21 protein-coding genes and 1 rRNA gene are annotated in these 20,798 nt (G+C 68.9%); 16 read left to right on the top strand and 6 right to left on the bottom strand.

Annotation, left to right across the window (positions count from 1 at the left end; all coding sequences use genetic code 11):
- The 3 genes from rrf to AB0H76_RS32750 form a co-directional block, all read left to right on the top strand.
- Window positions 1–88 (top strand): 5S ribosomal RNA (gene rrf / locus AB0H76_RS32760); the annotation flags it as partial.
- A 122-nt stretch (window positions 89–210) separates the two neighbouring features.
- Window positions 211–459 (top strand): type II toxin-antitoxin system prevent-host-death family antitoxin, encoded by a 249-nt coding sequence (locus tag AB0H76_RS32755; RefSeq protein WP_357330899.1) that lies wholly within the window; start codon window positions 211–213, stop codon window positions 457–459.
- The gene (locus AB0H76_RS32750; protein ID WP_357330898.1) at window positions 447–848 is read left to right on the top strand and encodes a type II toxin-antitoxin system VapC family toxin; all 402 of its coding nucleotides are present in this window, start codon (window positions 447–449) and stop codon (window positions 846–848) included. The genes AB0H76_RS32755 and AB0H76_RS32750 overlap by 13 nt, the downstream gene beginning before the upstream one ends.
- On the opposite strand, the gene AB0H76_RS32745 is transcribed toward AB0H76_RS32750, so the two are convergent.
- The gene (locus AB0H76_RS32745) at window positions 845–1,669 is read right to left on the bottom strand and encodes a GNAT family N-acetyltransferase (RefSeq protein WP_357330941.1); all 825 of its coding nucleotides are present in this window, start codon (window positions 1,667–1,669) and stop codon (window positions 845–847) included. The genes AB0H76_RS32750 and AB0H76_RS32745 overlap by 4 nt on opposite strands.
- Before the next feature lie 126 nt (window positions 1,670–1,795).
- On the opposite strand from AB0H76_RS32745, the gene nucS reads away from it, so the two are divergent.
- Together nucS and AB0H76_RS32735 are read left to right on the top strand one after the other, a co-directional pair.
- Window positions 1,796–2,479, top strand: a complete 684-nt coding sequence (nucS, locus tag AB0H76_RS32740) for an endonuclease NucS (protein WP_357330897.1) — start codon at window positions 1,796–1,798, stop codon at window positions 2,477–2,479.
- An 87-nt stretch (window positions 2,480–2,566) separates the two neighbouring features.
- Complete coding sequence (locus tag AB0H76_RS32735; protein ID WP_357330896.1) at window positions 2,567–2,884, top strand: ATP/GTP-binding protein; 318 nt, start codon at window positions 2,567–2,569, stop codon at window positions 2,882–2,884.
- 277 nt (window positions 2,885–3,161) lie between these two features.
- Here the strand turns inward: AB0H76_RS32735 and AB0H76_RS32730 are convergent, their stop codons facing one another.
- Together AB0H76_RS32730 and mce are read right to left on the bottom strand one after the other, a co-directional pair.
- Window positions 3,162–4,160 carry a hypothetical protein gene (locus tag AB0H76_RS32730; protein ID WP_357330895.1) on the bottom strand — a complete coding sequence of 333 codons (999 nt, stop codon included), beginning with the start codon at window positions 4,158–4,160 and terminating at the stop codon, window positions 3,162–3,164.
- Between the two features lie 86 nt (window positions 4,161–4,246).
- Entirely contained in the window at window positions 4,247–4,720 is a 474-nt protein-coding gene (gene mce / locus AB0H76_RS32725) for a methylmalonyl-CoA epimerase (protein WP_357330894.1), read from the bottom strand.
- A 92-nt stretch (window positions 4,721–4,812) separates the two neighbouring features.
- On the opposite strand from mce, the gene AB0H76_RS32720 reads away from it, so the two are divergent.
- The 3 genes from AB0H76_RS32720 to AB0H76_RS32710 all read left to right on the top strand — a co-directional run bounded on the left by AB0H76_RS32720 (window position 4,813) and on the right by AB0H76_RS32710 (window position 7,351).
- A complete protein-coding gene (locus AB0H76_RS32720) occupies window positions 4,813–5,994 on the top strand; it encodes an acetyl-CoA C-acetyltransferase (protein ID WP_357330893.1) in 1,182 nt (393 codons plus the stop codon).
- A 63-nt stretch (window positions 5,995–6,057) separates the two neighbouring features.
- Window positions 6,058–6,426, top strand: a complete 369-nt coding sequence (locus AB0H76_RS32715; RefSeq protein ID WP_357330892.1) for a DUF3817 domain-containing protein — start codon at window positions 6,058–6,060, stop codon at window positions 6,424–6,426.
- Between the two features lie 61 nt (window positions 6,427–6,487).
- Window positions 6,488–7,351, top strand: a complete 864-nt coding sequence (locus AB0H76_RS32710) for a tetratricopeptide repeat protein (RefSeq protein ID WP_357330940.1) — start codon at window positions 6,488–6,490, stop codon at window positions 7,349–7,351.
- A gap of 1 nt (window position 7,352) precedes the next feature.
- Here the strand turns inward: AB0H76_RS32710 and glgB are convergent, their stop codons facing one another.
- The 3 genes from glgB to AB0H76_RS32695 all read right to left on the bottom strand — a co-directional run bounded on the left by glgB (window position 7,353) and on the right by AB0H76_RS32695 (window position 12,196).
- On the bottom strand, window positions 7,353–9,512 hold the full coding sequence (glgB, locus tag AB0H76_RS32705; RefSeq protein WP_357330891.1) for a 1,4-alpha-glucan branching protein GlgB: 2,160 nt from the start codon (window positions 9,510–9,512) through the stop codon (window positions 7,353–7,355).
- Window positions 9,509–11,512: a maltotransferase domain-containing protein gene (locus AB0H76_RS32700; protein ID WP_357330890.1), complete on the bottom strand. Its 2,004-nt coding sequence runs from the start codon at window positions 11,510–11,512 to the stop codon at window positions 9,509–9,511. Before AB0H76_RS32700 ends, glgB begins: the two co-directional genes overlap by 4 nt.
- A 90-nt stretch (window positions 11,513–11,602) precedes the next feature.
- A complete protein-coding gene (locus AB0H76_RS32695; protein WP_357330889.1) occupies window positions 11,603–12,196 on the bottom strand; it encodes a TetR/AcrR family transcriptional regulator in 594 nt (197 codons plus the stop codon).
- Between the two features lie 79 nt (window positions 12,197–12,275).
- Here AB0H76_RS32695 and AB0H76_RS32690 point away from each other — a divergent pair, with 79 nt between their 5' ends.
- The 8 genes from AB0H76_RS32690 to AB0H76_RS32655 all read left to right on the top strand — a co-directional run bounded on the left by AB0H76_RS32690 (window position 12,276) and on the right by AB0H76_RS32655 (window position 20,756).
- Window positions 12,276–12,728 (top strand): VOC family protein, encoded by a 453-nt coding sequence (locus AB0H76_RS32690; protein ID WP_357330888.1) that lies wholly within the window; start codon window positions 12,276–12,278, stop codon window positions 12,726–12,728.
- An 18-nt stretch (window positions 12,729–12,746) separates the two neighbouring features.
- Window positions 12,747–15,317 carry an alpha-glucan family phosphorylase gene (glgP, locus tag AB0H76_RS32685; protein WP_357330887.1) on the top strand — a complete coding sequence of 857 codons (2,571 nt, stop codon included), beginning with the start codon at window positions 12,747–12,749 and terminating at the stop codon, window positions 15,315–15,317.
- A 123-nt stretch (window positions 15,318–15,440) separates the two neighbouring features.
- Window positions 15,441–16,502, top strand: coding sequence for a glycoside hydrolase family 43 protein (locus tag AB0H76_RS32680; RefSeq protein ID WP_357330886.1), 1,062 nt, complete (start codon window positions 15,441–15,443; stop codon window positions 16,500–16,502).
- 137 nt (window positions 16,503–16,639) lie between these two features.
- A complete protein-coding gene (locus tag AB0H76_RS32675) occupies window positions 16,640–18,001 on the top strand; it encodes an NCS2 family permease (protein WP_357330885.1) in 1,362 nt (453 codons plus the stop codon).
- A gap of 132 nt (window positions 18,002–18,133) precedes the next feature.
- Window positions 18,134–18,700 (top strand): DoxX family protein, encoded by a 567-nt coding sequence (locus AB0H76_RS32670; protein WP_357330884.1) that lies wholly within the window; start codon window positions 18,134–18,136, stop codon window positions 18,698–18,700.
- 83 nt (window positions 18,701–18,783) lie between these two features.
- A complete protein-coding gene (locus AB0H76_RS32665; RefSeq protein ID WP_357330883.1) occupies window positions 18,784–19,179 on the top strand; it encodes a Rid family hydrolase in 396 nt (131 codons plus the stop codon).
- A 103-nt stretch (window positions 19,180–19,282) separates the two neighbouring features.
- Window positions 19,283–20,422 carry a protein kinase gene (locus tag AB0H76_RS32660; RefSeq protein ID WP_357330882.1) on the top strand — a complete coding sequence of 380 codons (1,140 nt, stop codon included), beginning with the start codon at window positions 19,283–19,285 and terminating at the stop codon, window positions 20,420–20,422.
- Between the two features lie 64 nt (window positions 20,423–20,486).
- Complete coding sequence (locus AB0H76_RS32655) at window positions 20,487–20,756, top strand: hypothetical protein (RefSeq protein ID WP_357330881.1); 270 nt, start codon at window positions 20,487–20,489, stop codon at window positions 20,754–20,756.
- The last annotated feature ends 42 nt before the right edge of the window (window positions 20,757–20,798 follow it).

Raw genomic sequence — 20,798 nt, 5'->3', positions numbered from 1 at the left:
CGGTCCCATTCCGAACCCGGAAGCTAAGGCCACCTGCGCCGATGGTACTGCACTCGACAGGGTGTGGGAGAGTAGGACACCGCCGGAACATCCTTTGCGAGAGGCCCTCCAACTTCGGTTGGAGGGCCTTTTTGCGTTGTGCCCCATCGGGCTTCCGAGTAGTTCGCATTGAGCGGAAAACCGCTGTAGCACAAGTGCTACCATAGTTCCATGGACACAGTCGGTTTACGAGAACTGCGCCAGCAGGCTTCTGAGCTGGTCCGCCGTGCGGAAGCCGGTGAAGAAGTGACGATCACGGTCGCTGGCCGGCCCAGCGCGCGGCTTGTTCCTATTGCCGCACCCAAGTCCTGGCGGCGTTTCGACGAGGTCGCCGATCTTTGGTCCGGCAAGGCGGATCTTGACTGGGAAACTGACCGCGATCGCATCGACCATAGTCTGCGCGATCCATGGACGACGTAGCCGACGAGGGCCGGGCGGTACTGGACACCAGCGTGGTTGTCGCCCAGGGCATCACGCCGATCCCCGGCCTTGTGACGATCAGTGCCGCCACAGTGGCAGAACTCCATTTCGGTGTCCTCGTCGCGATGTCCGAGGCGGTTCGGGCAGAGCGACTCAGGCGCCTGGCCGTGCTACAGCGTCGGTTTGATGCTCTGCCAGTAGACGATGCCGTGGCGGCCAGCTATGGCGAGCTGGCCGCGGCGGTTGTACGGATTGGGCGGCAGCCTCGTGCGCGCACTTTGGATCTCATCATCGCCGCGACGGCACATGCTCATTCGGCGCGTCTCTACACCCGCAACCCTGACGACTTCGTCGGACTCGAAGAACTGGTCGAAGTTCTCGCTGTCTAACCCAGCACCAGGATGGCGCGGGTGTAGAGGAGGGCGAAGCCGCGGCGCTGGGCGTTCTGCTGGGATTTGGAGCCCGGCTGGGTGGTGATGACGGCGATGTCACAGCCGGCGTCGACGGCGATCGCGAGGCGGGCCGAGAGCAGGGCGGATTGGACGCCGTGGCGGCGGTGGGCGGGAGCTGTTGCCGCACCGGTGAGTTGGGCGATCCCGTCGCTCAGGCGCAGGCTGGCGCCGCCGGCCACCTGGCCGTCGCGGGTGGCCACGTAGCGCTGGACGCCACCGGCGGCGGTGAGGTCGCGCATGGCGGTGGCGATGATGTCGCGCGGGAATTCCTCGTGCGAGGCGACGCCCTGGGTGTCGGGGTGGGCGAAACCGTCGGCGACGAGATCGAGCCACAGGTCGAACTCGGCGTCGTCGCTCGGGCGGACCTCGACACCGGCCGGTGTGACCGCGTCGATGCCCGCGGACAGCGACAGACCGAGGACGTTCTCGAAGTTGACGAGCCGATAGCCGCGCTCGGTGAGCAGTTCGGCCAAGCTCGGATCGGCGAGGTGGGCGAGTTCGACCTGGACCGGCGTAGCCGCTGCCGCATAGCGCTTTTCGAGGTCGCCGAGTTCGGCCGTGCTCGGCACACCGTCGAAGCCGAGCCCGGCCACCTTGTTCAGCGGTGAACCCGGCTCCACACAGGCGGCGACACCGCCGGCGAGCGGGATGGTGAACCCGGCCCCGCCCAGCCGTTCCGACGCCCGGGCACTGCCGGTGCTGATCAGATCGGTCTCGGCACGCTCGATGCGCGCGGCGAGTTCGGTACTGCAGAACAGGGATCCGCTGGTCATCGCAGCAGCGTATGTCCTGCCCGTACCCGCTTGCCAGGGATTTTCCGACGTGGCCCGCGGCGAGCACCGGGTGCGTCGAGGGGGCGGGCGGCCAGGGCCTAAACTCGACCGGTGCGCCTTGTGATTGCTCGTTGCCAGGTTGATTACGTCGGTCGGCTGACTGCTCATCTGCCGATGGCCAAGCGGCTGCTGATGATCAAGAACGACGGTTCGGTGCTGGTGCATTCCGACGGCGGCTCGTACAAGCCGCTGAACTGGATGAGCCCGCCGTGCTGGCTGGAGGAGCGCGACGGGGACGCGCCCGAGGGGGCGAAGGCGCTCTGGGTGGTGACCAACAAGGCCGGCGAGGAGCTGCGGATCACCGTCGAGCAGATCGAGCACGACTCCGCGCACGAGCTGGGCGTCGACCCGGGTCTGGTGAAAGACGGTGTGGAGGCCCATCTTCAGGCTTTGCTGGCCGAGCACATCGAGACCCTCGGCGCCGGCTACTCGCTGATCCGGCGCGAGTACATGACGGCGATCGGCCCGGTGGACATCCTGTGCCGCAATGCCGACGGCGCGACGGTCGCGGTGGAGATCAAGCGCCGCGGCGAGATCGACGGCGTCGAACAGCTCACCCGCTACCTGGAACTGCTCAATCGGGATCCACTGCTGGCCCCGGTCACCGGCGTCTTCGCGGCCCAGCAGATCAAGCCGCAGGCCAAAACCCTGGCCGAGGACCGTGGAATCCGCTGCCTGACGCTCGATTACAACGCCCTCCGTGGCACGGACAGCACCGAATTCCGTTTGTTCTGAGGCGAAGGCGGGGCGCGACTCCGGCGGCCCGCAGCGTCGCCTGTAGCCGAAGGTTTGCGCTACCGGGCGAGGATTTAGGCTGGAGCTATGCCTCGTCGGAAACCGCGCGCGCAGAGCCGCAACACCAAGCCCGGTGCTGATGCGCTCGGTGCGGATTTTCCGGCGGGATTCGAACTCGGCCGGTCCGTCGAGGGGCCCGACGGCGAGACCTATGTGGTGCGCACCATTCCCGGCAGCCGCGCTACCAAGACCTACCGCTGTCCCGGCTGTGACCACGAAATCGTCCCTGGCGTAGCCCATATCGTGGCTTGGCCGTCCCATGGCGGGGAAGACGATCGTAGGCACTGGCACCGCGGCTGCTGGAATGGACGCCAAACCCGCCGCATCACGAGACGGTGGTCTTGACCGTCGACGTGCGGCGGGCTGTGTTCATCAGGCGCATCTAGCGAACGAGCAAGGGCCTTCTGTCATCTAGATATACCGTAGGCCCCATACGCCACATACACCTGGGTCGGTTTCGGGACGTATGTGACAGTGAAACACTCACGTCCCACCCTCCGGAAATTAGGAAGGCCGCCCCCTCGCGGGAGCGGCCTTCATGTGAATTGTGTTGTAGGGCTACGGCTTCGGCTGTAGCCCCGTGTCATCGCCCACGTGCGTCGTCGCCTGGTGGTTCGGAAGGTCAGGCGATGTCGGCGTTCTCACGCTCGTCGGCGTCGATGTCCTCGTCCTCGGACGCGACCTCGGGGATGGCCTTGGTGCGCGAACCGGAGACCTGCTTGTTGCCGCCGCCGATCGACTTGCGCTGATCCGGGATGCCGTCCAGCAGTTCGCTTTCCCGGTTGACGGCCGCGAGCATGGCCGGCACCGAATCGAGCTGGCCGCGAATGCCGAGCAGCTGGGCCAGAACCCGGCCGCGCAGCACGCGCATCTCCTCGGCCAGTTCCTTGGCGTGCGCGATCTTGCGCTCGGAGGTCTGGGTGGCCGAGGTGATGAGACGGTTGGCCTCGTCGGTCGCGTCCTTGATCCGCTGGGCGGCCTCGGCGCGGCTGGTGGCCTCGAGCTCCTCCATGGCGCGGGTGAGCTTGGTGCGACGCTCGGCCATGGTGACTTCGAAGTCCTGCTGGGTGGCCTTGCGCTTGGCGTCGGCTTCCTTGCCGATGCGGTCGGCCTCGGCCTGGGCGGCCTCGATGATCTTGGCGGACTCGGTACGCGCGTTCGCGAGGGTCTGCTCGAACTCGATCTCGAGCGCCTCGCGCTTCTCCTTCGTCTCCCCGAGCAGGGACTCGTACTTACCGCGCATCTCGGTCGCCTGCTGCTCGGCGATGGACACCATCTCGGCCGCCTCGGCCTGCGCCAGGGCGCGGACCTCGGAGGCCTCGTCGGAGGCCAGGCGCAGCATGCGCGAGATACGGTCGGACATGCCCTCCGCGGTGGTCGGCGGAACGGAAAGCCGATCGACCTCCTTTCGGAGTTCGTCGATTTCGTCCCGCGCGTCCTCCAGCTGGCTCGCGAGGTTGCGGGCCTGCGCCGCGGCGGCATCCCGGTCGGTAGCGGTGACCCTTAGCTCAGCGTCGAAGCGGTCGAAGTAGTTGCGTACCTCGTCTTGCGCATAACCCTTGCGCACAACGGTGAAGGGCAGTGCAACGAAGCGATTGCGATCGGACTCAGGTGACGACATGGCACACAAACTACAGCCTCATCGAACGTCATGGTGACTCGACCGCGAATGTGATTCCGAAGAAGTTTCCCGGTCCGATCTTGGTACTAGTGAGTAAGATTCGGGTTCGGCTCGACCAGCTCGATCAGCACACCGCCAGCATCCTTGGGGTGGATGAAATTGATGCGGGAATCGGCCGTTCCGTGCCGGGGGGCGTCGTACAGCAAACGCAGACCCCGATCACGTAAATAGGTAGATACGGCGTCGATATCGGTCACCCGATAGGCCAGTTGTTGCAGGCCGGGGCCACTTCGGTCGATGAACTTGGCGATTGTCGACTCGGCGTTGATCGGAGCCAGCAACTGGATGGCAGTCGCGTTGTCCGCCGCACCCGGCAGCGACAGCATGGCCTCGTGCACGCCCTGCGCCTCGTTGACCTCGCGATGTGTCTCGATCATGCCGAGGTTCTCGGCGTACCAGGCGATGGCGACATCCAGGTCCGGCACCGCGATGCCGACGTGGTCGATCGCGATGACGTAGTCCCCCGGGATGAAACCCTCTTGATTCGAAGCGTTGCTCACCACTCGAACGTAGCTTGCCCTGCGTGCCTGTGGGGCAGCTGTACCGGTTACCGTGGAGTAGATCCCCCAGCAGAGAACAGCGAGGTCTCGTCGTGACCACAACCGTCATCGTCTCCGGTGCGCGTACCCCCGTCGGCCGCCTGCTCGGCGGCCTCAAGGGCTTCACCGGGTCCGACCTCGGCGGCTTCGCCATCAAGGCGGCGCTGGAGCGCGGCGGGGTGGCGCCCGAGCAGGTCGACTACGTGATCATGGGCCAGGTGCTCACCGCGGGCGCGGGCCAGATCCCGGCCCGGCAGGCCGCCGCGGCCGCCGGTATCCCGATGGACGTCCCGGCGCTGAGCCTGAACAAGGTGTGCCTGTCCGGCATCAACGCGATCGCGCTCGCGGACCAGCTGATTCGCGCCGGTGAGTACGACATCGTGGTCGCGGGCGGCCAGGAGTCCATGAGCCAGGCCCCGCATCTGCTGGAGAAGTCGCGCGAGGGCTTCAAGTACGGCGACGTGACCCTGCGGGACCACATGGCCTACGACGGCCTGCACGACATCTTCACCGACCAGGCGATGGGCGCGCTCACCGAGACCCGCAACGACACCGACACCGTGAGCCGCGCCGAACAGGACGCGTTCGCGGCCGCCTCGCACCAGCGGGCGGCGGCGGCCTGGAAGAACGGTGTGTTCGACGACGAGGTGGTGCCGGTCTCGGTGCCGCAGCGCAAGGGCGACCCGGTCGTGGTCAGCGCCGACGAGGGCATCCGCGCCGACACCACCGTGGAGTCGCTGGGCAAGCTGCGCCCCGCGTTCCGCAAGGACGGCACCATCACCGCCGGCACCGCCTCGCAGATCTCCGACGGCGCGGCCGCGGTGGTCGTGATGAGCAAGGCGAAGGCCGAGGAGCTGGGCCTGAGCTGGATCGCCGAGATCGGCAAGGCCGGCGTGGTGGCCGGTCCGGATTCCAGCCTGCAGGACCAGCCGGCCAACGCCATCGCCAAGGCGTGCGAGCGCGCGGGCATCGCGCCCGCCGATCTGGACCTGGTGGAGATCAACGAGGCCTTCGCGGCGGTCGGCATCGCCTCGACCCGCAAGCTGGGCATCGATCCGGAGAAGGTCAATGTCAACGGCGGCGCGATCGCCATCGGCCACCCGCTGGGTATGTCCGGCGCCCGCATCGTGCTGCACCTGGCGCTGGAGCTCAAGCGCCGCGGCGGCGGCGTCGGTGCGGCGGCCCTGTGCGGCGGCGGTGGTCAGGGCGACGCCCTGCTCATCAAGGTGGTCTGACGCCCCTCGGGTGTGATGCGGCCAACTACGACTTGTCGTAGTGCATACGGCAGAATGTGGGCCATGGGCAATTTCTTCGACCTGAGCACCGTCGCGAAGCGTTTCCGGTTCGTGGCCGTGCTCGAGGCGATTTCCTGGGTTGGTCTGCTGACGGGCATGGCGTTCAAGTACATCCCCGATCCCGGCAACGAGATCGGGGTGAAGATCTTCGGTCCGGTGCACGGCATCATCTTCGTGCTGTTCCTGCTGACGGCGCTGCTGGCGGCCCGGGAGCTGAAGTGGAACTGGAAGACCACGCTGCTGGCCCTGGCCTCCAGCATTCCGCCGCTGTTCACCGTGATTTTCGAGGTCTGGGCGCAGCGCACCGGGCAGCTGGGTGAGCTGAGCGAGCCGGGTGCGGTGGCCAAGGAAGCCGCCGCCGCCACCTCGTGACAAACTGGAAACCGTGAATCGACCTGCCCCACGCCGTCCTTCGCCCGCCGTTGCCGCCGCTATGTCCGGTGCGGTGGATCTGTCCAGCCTGAAGCAGCCGCCCGCGGGCGCGGCCGGTGCGCCGAGTGCGCCCGGCGGCGACTACGCGGTCGGGGAGACGGATTTCGAAACGAAGGTGCTGCGCCGGTCCGCCGAGGTGCCGGTGGTGGTCGCGCTGTACTCGCAGCGCAGCCCGGGCAGCGTCGAGCTGGTCCGCACGCTGGAACGCCTGGTCGTGGCGGACGGCGGCACCTGGGCGCTGGCCACCGTCGAGGCCGAGACCAATATGCGCATCGCGCAGGCCCTGCAGGTGCAGGGCATTCCGACGGTGGTGGCGATCGCCGGCGGTCGTCCGCTCGCCGATTTCGAAGGCGCCCAGCCCGAGCCGCAGGTGCGGCAGTGGCTGAACGCGGTCATCGACGCGGTGGCGGGCAAGCTGCCCGGCGCCGAGGAGGAGCAGGCCCAGCCCGAGCCGGAGGATCCGCGCTTCACCGCCGCCGAGGAAGCCCTCGAGCGCGGTGATCTGGCGGGCGCCGAGGCCGCCTACGAGGCGATCATCGCCGCCGAACCGGCCAACGAGGAAGCCAAGGCGGCCCTGCGCCAGCTCCGTTTCCTGGCGCGCGCCCAGTCCATCCCGGATTGGGTCATCGCCACCGCCGACGCGGACCCGGCCGATGTCGAGGCCGCCCTGAACGCCGCCGATGTCGAGATGCTGAACCAGCGTCCCGAGGCTTCCTTCGATCGCCTGATCGCGCTGATCAAGCGCACCGCCGGCGACGAGCGCACCACGGCCCGCACCCGCCTGCTCGAACTGTTCGAACTGTTCGACGCGGCCGAGCCCTTCGTGGTCGCGGCCCGGCGCAAGCTCGCCACCGCGCTGTACTGAGTCAGGGCCCGGCCAGCCAGATCGCGCTGTTCGGAGCCAGGGTGACGGTCGCGGAGTGCGGCCGTCCGTGCCAGGGGGTGGCCTCGGTGCGCACCGCGCCGAGGTTGCCCAGGCCCGAGCCGCCGTAGTCGGCGGCATCGGTGTTGAGAATCTCGGTCCAGGCACCGGCCACCGGCAGTCCGAGCCGGTAGCCGGTGTGCTCGGCGCCGGAGAAGTTGTAGACGCACGCGACGACGGACCCGTCGGAGCCGTGGCGCAGGAACGCGAAGACGTTGCGGTCGCGGTCGTCGGCTTCGATCCAGGAGTAGCCGCCGGGGGTGGTGTCCTGGGTCCACAGCGCCGGATGCGCGCGGTAGATCCGGTTCAGCGCCCGGACGGTGTTCGCGATGCCCTGGTGCAGCGGGTTCTCCAGCTCCTGCCAGTCCAGTCCGCGGTCGTGTGACCACTCGCGGAACTGGCCGAAGTCCTGGCCCATGAACAGCAGTTGCTTGCCCGGGTGCGCCCACATGTAGGCCAGCAGCGCGCGCACGCCGCCGGCTTTGGCGAAGTCGTCACCCGGCATGCGGGTCCACAGGGTGCCCTTGCCGTGCACGACCTCGTCGTGGCTGATCGGCAGGACGTAGTTCTCGCTCCAGGCGTAGGTCAGCGAGAAGGTGAGCTCGTTGTGGTGCCAGGCCCGGTGGATCGGGTCGCGGCCCAGGTAGCCCAGGGTGTCGTGCATCCAGCCCATGTTCCATTTCATGGTGAACCCGAGGCCGTCGACGTCGGTGCCGCGGGTGACGCCGGGCCAGGTGGTGGATTCCTCGGCGATGGTGACGACGCCCGGGTGATGGCGGTGCACGATGTCGTTGAGCTGCTGCAGGAAGTCGACGGCCTCCAGGTTCTCCCGGCCGCCGTGGATGTTGGGCTCCCAATCACCGTGCGGGCGGGAGTAATCCAGGTAGAGCATGGAGGCGACGGCATCGACGCGCAGGCCGTCGATGTGGAACTCCTCGATCCAGTAGCGGGCGTTGGCGACCAGGAAGTTGCGGACCTCGTTGCGGCCGAAGTCGAAAACGTAGGTGCCCCAGTCGAGCTGCTCGCCGCGGCGGGGGTCGGGGTGCTCGTAGAGCGGGGTGCCGTCGAAGCGGGCCAGTGCCCATTCGTCGCGCGGGAAGTGCGCGGGCACCCAGTCCAGCAGTACGCCGATGCCCGCGGCGTGCATCCGGTCGACGAAGACGCGGAAGTCGTCGGGGGAGCCGAAGCGTGCGGTGGGCGCGTAATAGGAGGTGACCTGGTAGCCCCAGGAGCCGCCGAAGGGATGCTCGGCGACCGGGAGCAGTTCGACGTGGGTGTAGCCCATCTCGCGCACGTATTCGACGAGCTGGTCGGCGATTTCGCGATACCCCAGGCCCGCTCGCCAAGAGCCGAGATGCACCTCGTAGACGCTCATCGGCGCGCGGGTGGGGTCGGCCGCGGCGCGCTGCCCGAGCCAATCCTGGTCCTGCCAGGCGAAATTCGACGCGGTGACCACCGAGGCGGTGGCGGGCGGTAACTCCGTGGCGAAGGCCATCGGGTCGGCGTGGTCGACTGTGCGGCCGTCGGCGCCGTGCACGCGGTACTTGTACTTCGTGCCCACCTCGACGCCGGGCACGAAGACCTCCCAGACACCGGAGGTGCCGAGCGCGCGCATCGGTGCGGTCTGCCCGCCCCAGCTGTCGAAGTCGCCGAAGACGGTGACGCCCCGGGCATTCGGCGCCCACACCGCGAACGAGGTGCCGGTCACCGCGCCGTCGAGGGTGGTGTAGTGGCGCGGGTGCGCGCCGAGCACGTCCCAGAGCCGTTCGTGGCGGCCCTCGCCGATCAGGTGCAGGTCGAGCTCGCCCACGGTGGGCAGGAAGTGATAGCCGTCGGCGCCCAGGATGGTCTGCCCGCCCGGGTAGGCGGCCAGGATCCGGTAGTCGTCGAGCGCCGGATAGGGCAGTACCGCCGCGAAAGCGCCGTGCCCCAGGGATTTCAGTGGATGGTCCACCCCGCCGACCCGGGCGGCGACCGTCTCGGCGTGCGGGCGCAGCACGCGCACGATCGTGCCGTCGGGGTGGGGATGCGCGCCCAGTACCGTGTGCGGGTCGGCATGCGTGCCCGCCGCCAGTAACAGCAGGTCCCGGCGGCTGGTGGTCATCGCAGCGTCCTGCGGTAGGCCAGCTCGGTGCGGGCCCGCTGCGGGACCGGCGGCAGGTTGACGATGTGGGCCACCGCCTTCGCGGGATCCAGGCGGATGTAGTTGCTCTGCGCCCAGTGGTATTCCTCGCCGGTGATCTCGTCGGTCACCACCGGGTGGTCGTGCCATTCCCGGCCGATGGCCGGCAGGTCCAGCGACAGGAAACCCTGTTCGGCCCCATAGGGATTGAGGTTGATCACCACGAGTACCGCGTCGCCGCTGCTGGGATCGATCTTGGAGAAGGCGAGCAGCGCGTCGTTGTCGATCTGGTGGAAGTGGATGCAGCGCAGCTGCTGCAGTGCGGGGTGGTTGCGGCGGATCTCGTTGAGCCGGGTGATCCACGGCTCCAGGGATTCCCCGCGGGCCAGGGCCTCGGCGAACGGGCGCGGCCGCAGCTCGTACTTCTCCGAGTCCAGGTATTCCTCGCTGCCCGGGCGCACCGCCTGGTGCTCGAAGAGTTCGAAGCCGGAGTAGACGCCCCAGGTCGGTGCGAGGGTGGCGGCCAGCGCGGCGCGGATGGCGAACATTCCCGGGCCGCCCTGCTGCAGGCTCTCGTGCAGGATGTCGGGGGTGTTGACGAACAGGTTCGGCCTGGCCTCGTCGGCCTTGGCGGCGAGCTCGTAGCCGAATTCGGCGAGCTCCTGCTTGTGCACGCGCCAGGTGAAATACGTGTAGGACTGGGTGAATCCGCGCCGGGCCAGGCCGTAGAGGCGGGCCGGGCGGGTGAACGCCTCGGACAGGAACAGCACGTCGGGGTCGCTGCGGCGCACCCCGGCGATCAGCCACTCCCAGAAGTCGGCGGGTTTGGTGTGCGGGTTGTCGACCCGGAAGATCTTGACGCCCAGCGCGATCCAGTGCCGCACCACGCGCAGCACCTCGGCGTAGAGGCCGTCGGGATCGTTGTCGAAGTTGACGGGGTAGATGTCCTGGTACTTCTTGGGCGGGTTCTCGGCGAAGGCGATAGTGCCGTCGGGCAGCGTGGTGAACCACTCCGGGTGCGCCGCCACCCAGGGATGGTCCGGCGCGCACTGCAGGGCCAGGTCCAGGGCGATCTCGAGGCCCGATTGGTGTGCGGCGGTGACGAACTCGGCGAAGTCGGCCTCGGTGCCCAGCGCCGGATGGATGGCGTCGTGCCCGCCCGCGTCCGAGCCGATCGCCCACGGCGAGCCCACGTCGCCGGGCTCGGCGATCAGGGAGTTGTTGCGCCCCTTGCGGTTCACCTCGCCGATCGGATGGATCGGCGGCAGGTAGACCACGTCGAATCCCATGGCGGCGATCCGCGGCAGCTCCTTGGTCGCGGTCGCGAAGGTGCCGTGCACCGGGATGCCGTTGGCGTCCTGCCCGCCGGTGGACCGGGGGAAGAATTCGTACCAGGAACCGAACAGCGCCCGGTGCCGGTCGACCTGCACGGTGTGCTGCGGCCCGCGGGTCACCATGTCGCGCAACGGCGTCCGGCGCAGGATCTCGGCGACCTCCTCGGTGAACGCGGGCGCCACCCGGGCCGGCAGTTGCTCGGCGCCGCGCAGTGCGGCCGCGGCCGCCCGCAGCCGCTCGAACTGTTTCTTCGGCACCGCCTGGGCGGCCCGCTCGAAGAGCAGCGCGCCGAGTTCCAGATCGTTGGCGAGGTCGGCGGCGCTCTGCCCGACGGCGAGCTTGGCCTCCACCGCGTGCCGCCAGGTGGCGATCGGATCGCTCCAGCCCTCGATGCGGAAGGTCCAGGTGCCGGGCTGGTGCGGGACGAAGACCGCGTTGAACACATCGGGCTCGTAGTCCGGCGTCATCGGGATGCGGGTGATCCGTGAGGAGCCCGGCCCGCGCACCGCGAGGGTGGCGGCGACCGCGTCGTGGCCTTCGCGCCACACCACGGCGCGCACCGGGAACACCTCACCCACCACGGCCTTGGCCGGGTAGCCGCCGGGGATGGATGGGGCGGTGTCATCGATGGCGATGCGGCCGGTCACGTCGACCAACCTACCGGGTGTGGCGCGGTCGGCGTGCGGCCGCGGCCAGACCGAACCCGAGCTTGACCAAGATCGCCGCGAGCCGCCCGGTCAGGGCTTTCGGCGGATCCCGTCGAGCAGGCGGTGCAGGGAGGCGATGGTTTCGGGCAGGGCGGCGGCATCGCCGGTGGCCGCGAGCCAGAGCGCGGCCTCGTTCATGGCGCCGGAGAGCAGGTGGGTGAGCGGCTCGACCGGCTGCGGCGCGAGCAGGCCCAGCTCGACCAGGCTCGCGAGCGCTTCGCCTAGGTGCCGGGCGGAGGAGGCCTCGTCCATGGCACGCCATTCGTGCCAGCCCAGGACCGCGGGGCCGTCGATCAGCATGATGCGCTGGATGTCGGGGTCGGTGCACGCGGTCAGGAAAGTGTCGCAGCCGGTGAGCAGCTGGTGCCACGGATCCGCGGCCGCCTCGGCCGCCGTGGCGACCCGCTCGCCGACCTCGTGCTGGACCTGCTCGAGCACGGCGCGGAACACCTCGGCCTTGCTGCTGAAGTTGTGGTACAGCGCGCCCTTGGTCACCCCCGCCGCGCTGACGATCTCCGAGAGCCCGACCGCGCCATAGCCTTTCGCGGCGAACAGGCGCCGGCTCTCGCGCAGCAGCGTGCGCCGGGTCTCCTCGCGCTGCGCGGTGCGCAGGGTGCTCGCCATCTCGAATCCTCCGTTGACATACCAATGGTACGTGAACTAGCTTAGCTCACATACCATCGGTACGTGAAAGGTCAGAGCAATGGAACTGAGCAGCTTCTATCCCGTCCTCGGCACCGGCAAGATCGCCGAGGCCCGCGATTTCTACACCGAGTGGCTGGGCTTCGAGATCCTGTTCGAGGCCGACTGGTACATCAGCCTGCGCCGTCAGCAGGGCGGGAAGTCCTATGAGCTGGCGCTGCTGGATTACACCCATCCCACCGTGCCCGCCGCCTACCGCAAGCCGGTCCAGGGTCTGCTGCTGAACTTCGAGGTCGACGATGTCGACGCGGAGTGGGAGCGGATGGTCGTGCGGGGCGGGCTGAAGGCCGAACTGGAGATCCGCTCGGAGGGCTTCGGTCAGCGTCACTTCATCGTCGCCGACCCCAGCGGCGTGCTGCTGGACATGATCACCGAGATCCCCGCAGCCGCGGAGTACGCCGCGCAGTACAGCCCCGAGTACGCCGCCGAGCTGGCCGAGAAGACAGGGCAGTGATTCGGTAGGGTTCGCGGGGTGAAAGCGCTGCGCAGATTCACTGTCCGTGCCCATCTGCCCGAGCGGCTCGCGGCCCTGGCCGAGCTGTCCACCAACCTGCGCTGGTCCTGGCATTGGCCGACCCAGGATCTGTTCGAGACGCTCGATCCCGCGCTGTGGCGCGAGGTCGGGCGCGACCCGGTCCGCATGCTCGGTGAGGTGTCCGCGGCGAGGCTCGACGAGCTCGCCAACGACGCGGAGTACGCCGACCGGGTGGACGCGGCGGCCGCGGACCTGCGCGAGTACCTGGCCAAGCCGCTGTGGTTCCAGAGCCAGCTGGCCGAGCAGATCAACGGCATCGCCTACTTCTCCATGGAGTTCGGCGTCACCGAGGTGCTGCCCAACTACTCCGGCGGCCTGGGCATCCTGGCGGGCGATCATCTGAAGGCCGCCTCGGATCTCGGGCTGCCGCTGATCGGCGTCGGTCTGCTGTACCGCTCCGGCTATTTCCGGCAGTCGCTCTCGGCGGACGGCTGGCAGATCGAGCACTACCCGGCGCTGGATCCGCAGGGCCTGCCGCTGCGCCTGCTGACCGCCGACGGTTCGCCGGTGCTGATCCACGTGGCGATGCCGGACCGGCGGGTGCTGCGGGCCCGGGTCTGGATCGCGCAGGTCGGTCGGGTGCCGCTGCTGCTGCTGGACTCCGACATCGCGGAGAACGATCCGGAGCTGCGCGCGGTCACCGACCGGCTCTACGGCGGCGATCAGGATCACCGGATCAAGCAGGAGATCCTGGCCGGCATCGGCGGCGTGCGCGCGGTGCGCGCCTACACCCACGCCGCGGGGCTGCCGGATCCCGATGTCTTCCATATGAACGAGGGCCACGCCGGGTTCCTCGGTGTCGAGCGGATCCGCGAATACGTCTCGGGCGGACTGGATTTCGAGACCGCACTGGCCACGGTCCGGGCCGGCACGGTGTTCACCACGCACACCCCGGTGCCGGCCGGCATCGACCGGTTCCCGATGCACCTGGTGCGCCGCTACTTCGGCGGCGCGCAGGGCGAAGCCGAATCCGCCATGCTGCCCGGCCTTTTCGCCGACCGAATCCTGGCGCTCGGGCGGGAGAACGATCCGTCGGTGTTCAACATGGCGCACATGGGTCTGCGCCTCGCCCAGCGCGCCAACGGTGTCTCGCGCCTGCACGGCGAGGTCAGCCGCGACATGTTCGCGCCGCTGTGGCCGGGCTTCGACGCGGCGGAGGTGCCGATCGGGTCGGTCACCAACGGTGTGCACGCGCCGACCTGGGCGGCCCGCGAATGGCTGGACAAGGCCCGCGAGCACATCGGCAAGGACCTGGTGGAGGAGGCGCGCGGCTGGGAGCGGCTGCGCGACGCCGACCTCGGGGAACTGTGGTCCACCCGCAACAACCTGCGGTCCCTGCTGGTCGAGGAGGTGCGCCGCCGGGTGCGCGCGTCCTGGTTGCAACGCGGCGCCGCCGAAGCCGAACTCGGCTGGGTGGACGGCATTTTCGACCCAGCCGTGCTGACGGTCGGGTTCGCGCGCCGCGTGCCCACCTACAAGCGGCTCACCCTGATGCTGCGTGATCCCGAACGCCTGCGGGCGCTGCTGCTCGATCCCGAGCGCCCGATGCAGCTGGTGGTGGCCGGCAAGAGTCATCCCGCCGACGACGGCGGTAAATCCCTGATCCAGCAGGTGGTCCGGTTCGCCGACGACGCCGAGGTGCGGCACCGCATCGTCTTCCTGCCCGACTACGACATGTCGATGGCCCGGTATCTGTACTGGGGCTGCGATGTGTGGCTGAACAATCCGCTGCGCCCGCTGGAGGCCTGCGGTACCTCGGGGATGAAGTCGGCGCTCAACGGCGGGCTCAACCTGTCCATCCGCGACGGCTGGTGGGATGAGATGTTCGACGGCGAGAACGGCTGGGCGATACCGACCGCCGACGGCGTCATCGACGAGCACCGCCGCGACGACCTGGAGGCGGCCGCGCTCTACGACCTGTTCGAGCGCACCGTCGCGCCGCGGTTCTACGATCGCGACGCGACGGGCATGCCGGTGCGCTGGGTGGAGATGGTGCGCCACACCTTGCAGACCCTGGGTCCGCAGGTGCTGGCCTCGCGCATGGTCCGCGACTACGCCGTGCAGTACTACGCCCCGGCCGCGGGGGCGTATCGCACCGCCGTGGGCGGCGAATTCGCGGGGGCCCGTGCGGTTTCGGAGTACCGCCAGCGCGTCGAGGCGGCCTGGCCGCAGGTGAAGGTGGTCCAGGTCGACAGCGCGGGCCTGCCCGATACGCCGATCATCGGCGCGCAGCTGTCCCTGACGGCCCGCGTCGACCTCGGCGGGCTGACCGTCTCGGATGTGGTGGTGCAGGCCGTGCTCGGGCGGGTCTCGCCGTCCGACGATCTCCGCGATGTCACCACCATCCCGATGACGCATACCGGAACCGATGCGGGCATAGCGTTTTTCGCGGTCGACACCCCGGTCCCGCTGTCCGGGGCCGTCGGCTACACGGTCCGGGTGCTGCCGCACCACGAGCTGCTGGCCTCCGACGCCGAGTTCGGGCTGGTCGCGGCGCCGAGCGCCTAGTCCGCGCGGCCCGCCGCCGCAGCCTGAAATGTCCTCATTTCGTTTCCGTTTCGTGCCCGGTGGCGCCCGGTCCGGCGCCACCGGCCAGGGGAAGCTGAATGCTCGACATTCGCTGGAGGTAACATGGTGGTGTGGCGGGCTCTGCTCGGCGCGGTTCTGCTCGGCCTCGGTATCCCGGCGGGAATGCCGCTCGCCACGGCGCAGACCTCGTTCACCAATCCGGTGCTGCCCGCGGGCGCCGACCCCAGCATCGCCTACGACCAGGGCCGATTCCATCTGGTGCAGGGCGACTTCTACAACGACGACAACCTGGTGATCCGCAGCGCGGACACGCTGGGCGGTCTCGCCGACGCCGAGCCGACCGTGGTGTGGGAGCACGGCTCCTGCCCCGGTCCGGCCTGCACCAAGATCTGGGCGCCGGAGTTGCAGCGCATCGATGACCGCTGGTGGATCTATTTCGCCGCGCAGGAGAACGACTCCAACGACACCCATCGCATGTACGCGCTACGGTCCGCCGGTACCGACCCCACCGGTCCGTACGAGTACCTCGGGCAGGTGCCGCTGCCGGGCGGCTGGGCGATCGACGGCGCCTACCTGCGCTATGCCGATTCCGGCTACTACGTCTGGTCCTGCTTGAACCCGGACAACGAGCTGATGCAGCAGATCTGCGCGGTGCGGATGGCCGACCCGATGACGCCGGTCGGGGAGCGCGTCGTGCTCGCGGCGCCCGCCGACGCCTGGGAGACCGTGCCGAACGACGCCGGGCTGCTGATCAACGAGGGTCCGCAACCGCTGATCGCGCCGGACGGCCGGCTGTTCATGACCTTCTCGGCCAACGCCAGCTTCGACGACTCCTATCGGCTCGGACTGCTCGAGCTGACCCGCGGCGGTGACGTGATGGACCCCGCGGCCTGGAAGAAGTCCGGCGGCCCGGTCCTTCCCGGCGCCCCGGGCGCAATCGCGCCGGGCCACAACGGCTTCCTGACCGTCGAGGGCCGGCCGTGGATCACCTACCACGCCCGCCTCGAACCCGGCACCGGCTGGGCGGGCCGCAGCGTCCGCGCCCAGCCCATGACCTTCGACGCGAGTTGCCGCCCGCACTTCGGCATCGCGCTGGGCCCCGAGATCGCCGTCACCGACGGGCCGGGCGCGGAGTGCGGCGCCGGCGGGCTCCCGAGCTCCTAGCGCCGATCCGGCGGCGGGTGATGATCGTCACGGAACCGTCACGCGCGCGCGAACCCCGGCGAATCTTCTATTCAGCCAACTGTCCGCTAACGTGCCTGAGCACCCTTTTTGTACTCAGTCACGACTGGAGAATCCACATGGCCACCGACGTGCCGTCTCGCACGCCCAGCCGTTTCGACCATTTCTTCGGCGTCAGCGACAACGGCTCGACCATGCGGCGTGAGCTGATGGCGGGCACGGTCACGTTCCTGGCGATGTCCTATGTGCTGGCGGTCAATCCGGCGGTGCTCGGTGATCACGGGCCGCTCGGCGACAAGGGCATTCCGACGCAGGCGGTTTTCACCGCGACGGCCGTCGCCGCGGTCTTCGGCACCCTGGTCATGGGGCTGTGGGCGAAGTACCCGATCGCGCTCGCGCCGGGCATGGGTCTCAACGCGTTCTTCGCCTACACGGTCGTGCTGAGCATGGGGATCCCGTGGGAGGTGGCGCTGTCGGGCACGCTGCTCTCCGGCATCATCTTCTTCGTTCTCGCGGTCACCAAGGTCCGGGAGAAGATCCTCGACTCGATCCCGATGCAGATGAAATTGGCGGTCGGCGCGGGTATCGGCTTGTTCGTGGCGTTCCTCGGCCTGAAGGCCGCCGGCATCGTGCGCGCCAGCGACGCCACCTTCGTCACCCTCGGCGATTTCCACAAGGGCACCACGCTGCTCGCGGTCTTCGGACTCGTCGTCACCGTGATCTTCCTGGTCCGCGGCTGGCACGGCGCGGTGCTCTACGGCATCGTGCTCACCGCGCTGCTCGGCATCGTCACCGGCCTGGTCGACCTGCCCGACGGTGTCGTGGAAATGCCGAAGGGCCTGGACCAGACCTTCGGCCAAGCGATCGCGCACCTGCCCGACGCGTTCACCGCGCAGATGGCCATCGTCGTGCTGACCATGCTGTTCGTCGACTTCTTCGACGCCTCCGGCACATTGATCGGCGTCGCGAACCAGGCCGGGCTGCTGGACAAGGACGGCCGCCTGCCGCGCGCGTCCGCCGCCTTCGCCGCGGACTCGGTCGGCACCATGGCGGGCGCGGTCATCGGCACCTCCACCACCACCGCATACGTCGAATCGACCGCCGGCGTGACCGCGGGCGGGCGCACCGGGCTCACGGCGGTCACCACCGCGGGCTGGTTCCTGGTCGCGATGTTCTGCTATCCGATCTTCGCGATCGTCGCCGGGTCCGGCGAGATCACCGCGCCCGCGCTGATCGTGGTCGGCATCCTGATGGCGCGCTCGCTCGGCGATATCGAGTGGGGCCGGCTGGAGTATTCGATCCCGGCGTTCATCACCGTGATCATGATGCCGCTCACATACTCGATCGCCAACGGCCTGGCGATGGGCATGATCTTCTACCCGATCGTCATGGCCGCGAAGGGCCGGATCAAGGAAATCCATCCGGCGATGTGGATTCTGATGGTGGTGTTCATCGGCTATTTCTTCTTCCTGGCCGAGTGAATTCCCCGCACGGCGGAAATAGTCGCTGGTCGAACGTGGTTGGCTGAGAACGTCATTCAATCGGACCTCGGTCCGGTTGTTGCCGACGCTTACGAGTATCTGTTGTCGTTCACGCAGGGATGAGGAACCAGCATGACCACCACCACGACCGAAACCAAGCCCCGACTCGCAGCCGCGTCCACGCTGGACGCGAACACCACCGACATCGGCCTGCTGATCGCGCGCGTCGTCTTCGGCGGATTGCTCGTCGTGCACGGCTTCCAGAAGCTGTTCGGCTGGTTCGACGGACCGGGCCTGGAAGCCAACAACGCCGGGTTCGAGGCGATGGGCTACAACCCCGGCGCGCTGTTCGGCACCCTGGCCGCGCTGAGCGAGGTCGGTGGCGGCCTGTTGCTGCTGCTGGGTCTGGCGACGCCGCTGGCCGCCGCCATCGTGATCGGCACCATGATCAACGCGATCAACGCCACCTGGGCCAACGGCCTGTTCGGCGCCGTCGGCGCGCAGGGCTGGCAGCCCGGCTACGAGCTGGCGCTGCTGTTCGGCGCGGTCGGCGTGGCCCTGGCCTTCACCGGCGCCGGCCGCTACTCGCTGGACCATGGCCGCCCGTGGCAGCGCCAGGGTGTCGTGATCGGCGCGGGCGCGGTGGCGCTGGGCGTCGTCGCGGCGGTGCTGACCCTGATCCTGAAGTGGGTGCTCTGACCTTTCCGCACCGAACAGCCCGCCTCCCTCGAGAGGCGGGCTTTTTCGTGTCACACCTCGGCGGGCTGCGTCGTCACCTCGGTATGACCATCGAAATCAGCAACCCCGCGGAACTGCACGACCCCACCGGATTCGGATACAGCCACCTCGCCCGGGTGCGCGGCGAACTGGTCTTCCTCGCCGGTCAATACGACTCCGACGCCGAAGGGCACACCACCAGCACCGATTTCGCCACCCAGGTGGATCGCGCCTTCGCCAACCTGGGCACCGCCCTGCGCTCGGCCGGCCTGGACTACGCCGACGTGTTCCAGCTGCGCACCTTCATCGTCGGGCACGACCTGGAAAAGCTCGAGGTGCTCGGCAAGAAGATCGCCGAGATCTGGGGCGGACGGCCGCCGGTGCAGACCCTGCTCGGGGTAGCGGCCCTGGCGTTGCCCGACATGCTCTTCGAGGTGGACGCCGTCGCCGCCGCGAGCTGAGCCGCGCACCCGGCACCTGCGCGTTTTTCCGCGTGCGGGTGCCGCGGCGGTGCCGGGGGGCTAGGGTCGGTCGGGGTTTGCCGATCGAGAGGAGAAGGCCGGAATGCTGGCCGCGGGTACGACATTCGCCGGCTACGTCATCGAGCGTCGGCTCGGGCGCGGCGGCATGGGATCGGTGTACCTGGCCCGGGAACCGGAATCCGCCCGGCGGGTCGCCCTCAAGCTGCTGAATCGGGAGCTGTTCTCCGACACCCGGGTACGCGCGCGCTTCGAGCGCGAAGCCGATCTGGTGTCGCGTCTCGCGCACCCGAATATCGTCTCCGCCTACGGCAGCGGGCTCGAGGACGACCAGCTCTGGATCGCCATGCAGTACATCGACGGCGCCGACGCCGGAAATCTCGACACCCGCATCCTGCCGCCGCAGCGGGCCCTGCGCATCGTGCAGGAAACCGCCGCGGCCCTCGACTTCGCCCACGACAAGGGCGTCCTGCACCGCGACGTGAAACCGGCCAATATCCTGCTGGCCCGCGCCACCGTGGGCCCGGAACCGGTGTTCCTCACCGACTTCGGTATCGCGAAGCTGCGCGACGACGCCGGCCACCTCACCGAAACCGGGGCCTTCAACGCCACCCTCGCCTTCGCCTCACCCGAACAGCTGACCGGCGCACAACTCGACGCCACCGCTGATCAGTACTCGCTGGCCTGCACGCTGTTCTGGCTGCTCACCGGCGCCTCGCCCTTCGAATCGAAGCACGCGCCCGTGATGGTCCAGGGCCATCTCCAGCGCCGCCCGCCCGCCATCAGCGAGGTGCGCTGGGGCCTGCCGCCCGAGTTGGACGCGGTGCTGCACCGGGCGCTGTCGAAGCGCCCGGACGAGCGGTTCCGCTCGTGCGCGGAGTTCGCGGAGGCGGCGCGCCTGGCGATGGGCGGAGCGAGTGCCGCCGACCTGGGCTCCGCGGGCGCGCCGATCGATGCCGGGCCGACGGTGCGGATCGGTCAGCCCCCGACGCCCCGAAACCCCTACCCAGCGGACCAATTCCGCCCGCATCAGCGGCCGAGGTACGTCCAGCAGGCGCCCGCCCAGCCGGTGCACGCGGAGCCGCCCGCGCCCGCGCAACCACTGGGCTGGCACGAGCGCCAGGCGTCCATCGATCAGCCGCGCTCCAGGACCGGCCTCATTGTGGCGCTGTGTGCGGGAGTCCTGGTGCTGATCGGAATCGCGGTCGTCCTGGTGGTGCTCTGAGGGATTCCCCGGACGCGGCGTAAATGCCTGGCCGGAGTCGGCACCGGGTCGATACCGTCGGAAGATGACGACGGTGGAAGCGGCTCTCGCGGAGCTGGATCGGGCGTTCGGGCCCCGGGCCGGGCGCACGCGGCCCGTCGACGGCTGCTCGCACTGCTTCACTCCCGAAGAGCTGTGGCGGCTTTCGGGTCCGCTGGAGGCGATCCCCGAGCAGGAATTGTTCCGTGCGATGTTCAGTTGGGGCGGCACGCTCGACGGCGGTACCGAGTGGATGCGGTGGGTCGCGCGCGGAGTGGGTGATCGCCGAGACGCCGCGACGGATCCGGCCGGGTGATCTGGATGAGGCGTCCGCCTGGCTGCTCGCCCAGTTGCCGTT

It is taken from the genome of Nocardia sp. NPDC050712, from assembly GCF_040654295.1.
In the GTDB taxonomy this organism is placed as follows: domain Bacteria; phylum Actinomycetota; class Actinomycetes; order Mycobacteriales; family Mycobacteriaceae; genus Nocardia.
Note: the sequence above shows the minus strand (reverse complement) of the source record. Positions and strands in the feature narration are given on the sequence as shown.

Bases quoted from the DNA above. Each gene is read 5' to 3' on its own strand.
- AB0H76_RS32755 (WP_357330899.1), top strand. From the start codon at position 211: ATGGACACAGTCGGTTTACGAGAACTGCGCCAGCAGGCTTCTGAGCTG.
- AB0H76_RS32750 (WP_357330898.1), top strand. From the start codon at position 447: ATGGACGACGTAGCCGACGAGGGCCGGGCGGTACTGGACACCAGCGTG.
- AB0H76_RS32735 (WP_357330896.1), top strand. From the start codon at position 2,567: ATGCCTCGTCGGAAACCGCGCGCGCAGAGCCGCAACACCAAGCCCGGT.
- AB0H76_RS32730 (WP_357330895.1), bottom strand. From the start codon at position 4,160: ATGTCGTCACCTGAGTCCGATCGCAATCGCTTCGTTGCACTGCCCTTC.
- AB0H76_RS32715 (WP_357330892.1), top strand. From the start codon at position 6,058: ATGGGCAATTTCTTCGACCTGAGCACCGTCGCGAAGCGTTTCCGGTTC.
- AB0H76_RS32710 (WP_357330940.1), top strand. From the start codon at position 6,488: ATGTCCGGTGCGGTGGATCTGTCCAGCCTGAAGCAGCCGCCCGCGGGC.
- glgB (WP_357330891.1), bottom strand. From the start codon at position 9,512: ATGACCACCAGCCGCCGGGACCTGCTGTTACTGGCGGCGGGCACGCAT.
- AB0H76_RS32695 (WP_357330889.1), bottom strand. From the start codon at position 12,196: ATGGCGAGCACCCTGCGCACCGCGCAGCGCGAGGAGACCCGGCGCACG.
- AB0H76_RS32690 (WP_357330888.1), top strand. From the start codon at position 12,276: ATGGAACTGAGCAGCTTCTATCCCGTCCTCGGCACCGGCAAGATCGCC.
- AB0H76_RS32680 (WP_357330886.1), top strand. From the start codon at position 15,441: ATGGTGGTGTGGCGGGCTCTGCTCGGCGCGGTTCTGCTCGGCCTCGGT.
- AB0H76_RS32675 (WP_357330885.1), top strand. From the start codon at position 16,640: ATGGCCACCGACGTGCCGTCTCGCACGCCCAGCCGTTTCGACCATTTC.
- AB0H76_RS32670 (WP_357330884.1), top strand. From the start codon at position 18,134: ATGACCACCACCACGACCGAAACCAAGCCCCGACTCGCAGCCGCGTCC.
- AB0H76_RS32665 (WP_357330883.1), top strand. From the start codon at position 18,784: ATGACCATCGAAATCAGCAACCCCGCGGAACTGCACGACCCCACCGGA.
- AB0H76_RS32660 (WP_357330882.1), top strand. From the start codon at position 19,283: ATGCTGGCCGCGGGTACGACATTCGCCGGCTACGTCATCGAGCGTCGG.
- AB0H76_RS32655 (WP_357330881.1), top strand. From the start codon at position 20,487: ATGACGACGGTGGAAGCGGCTCTCGCGGAGCTGGATCGGGCGTTCGGG.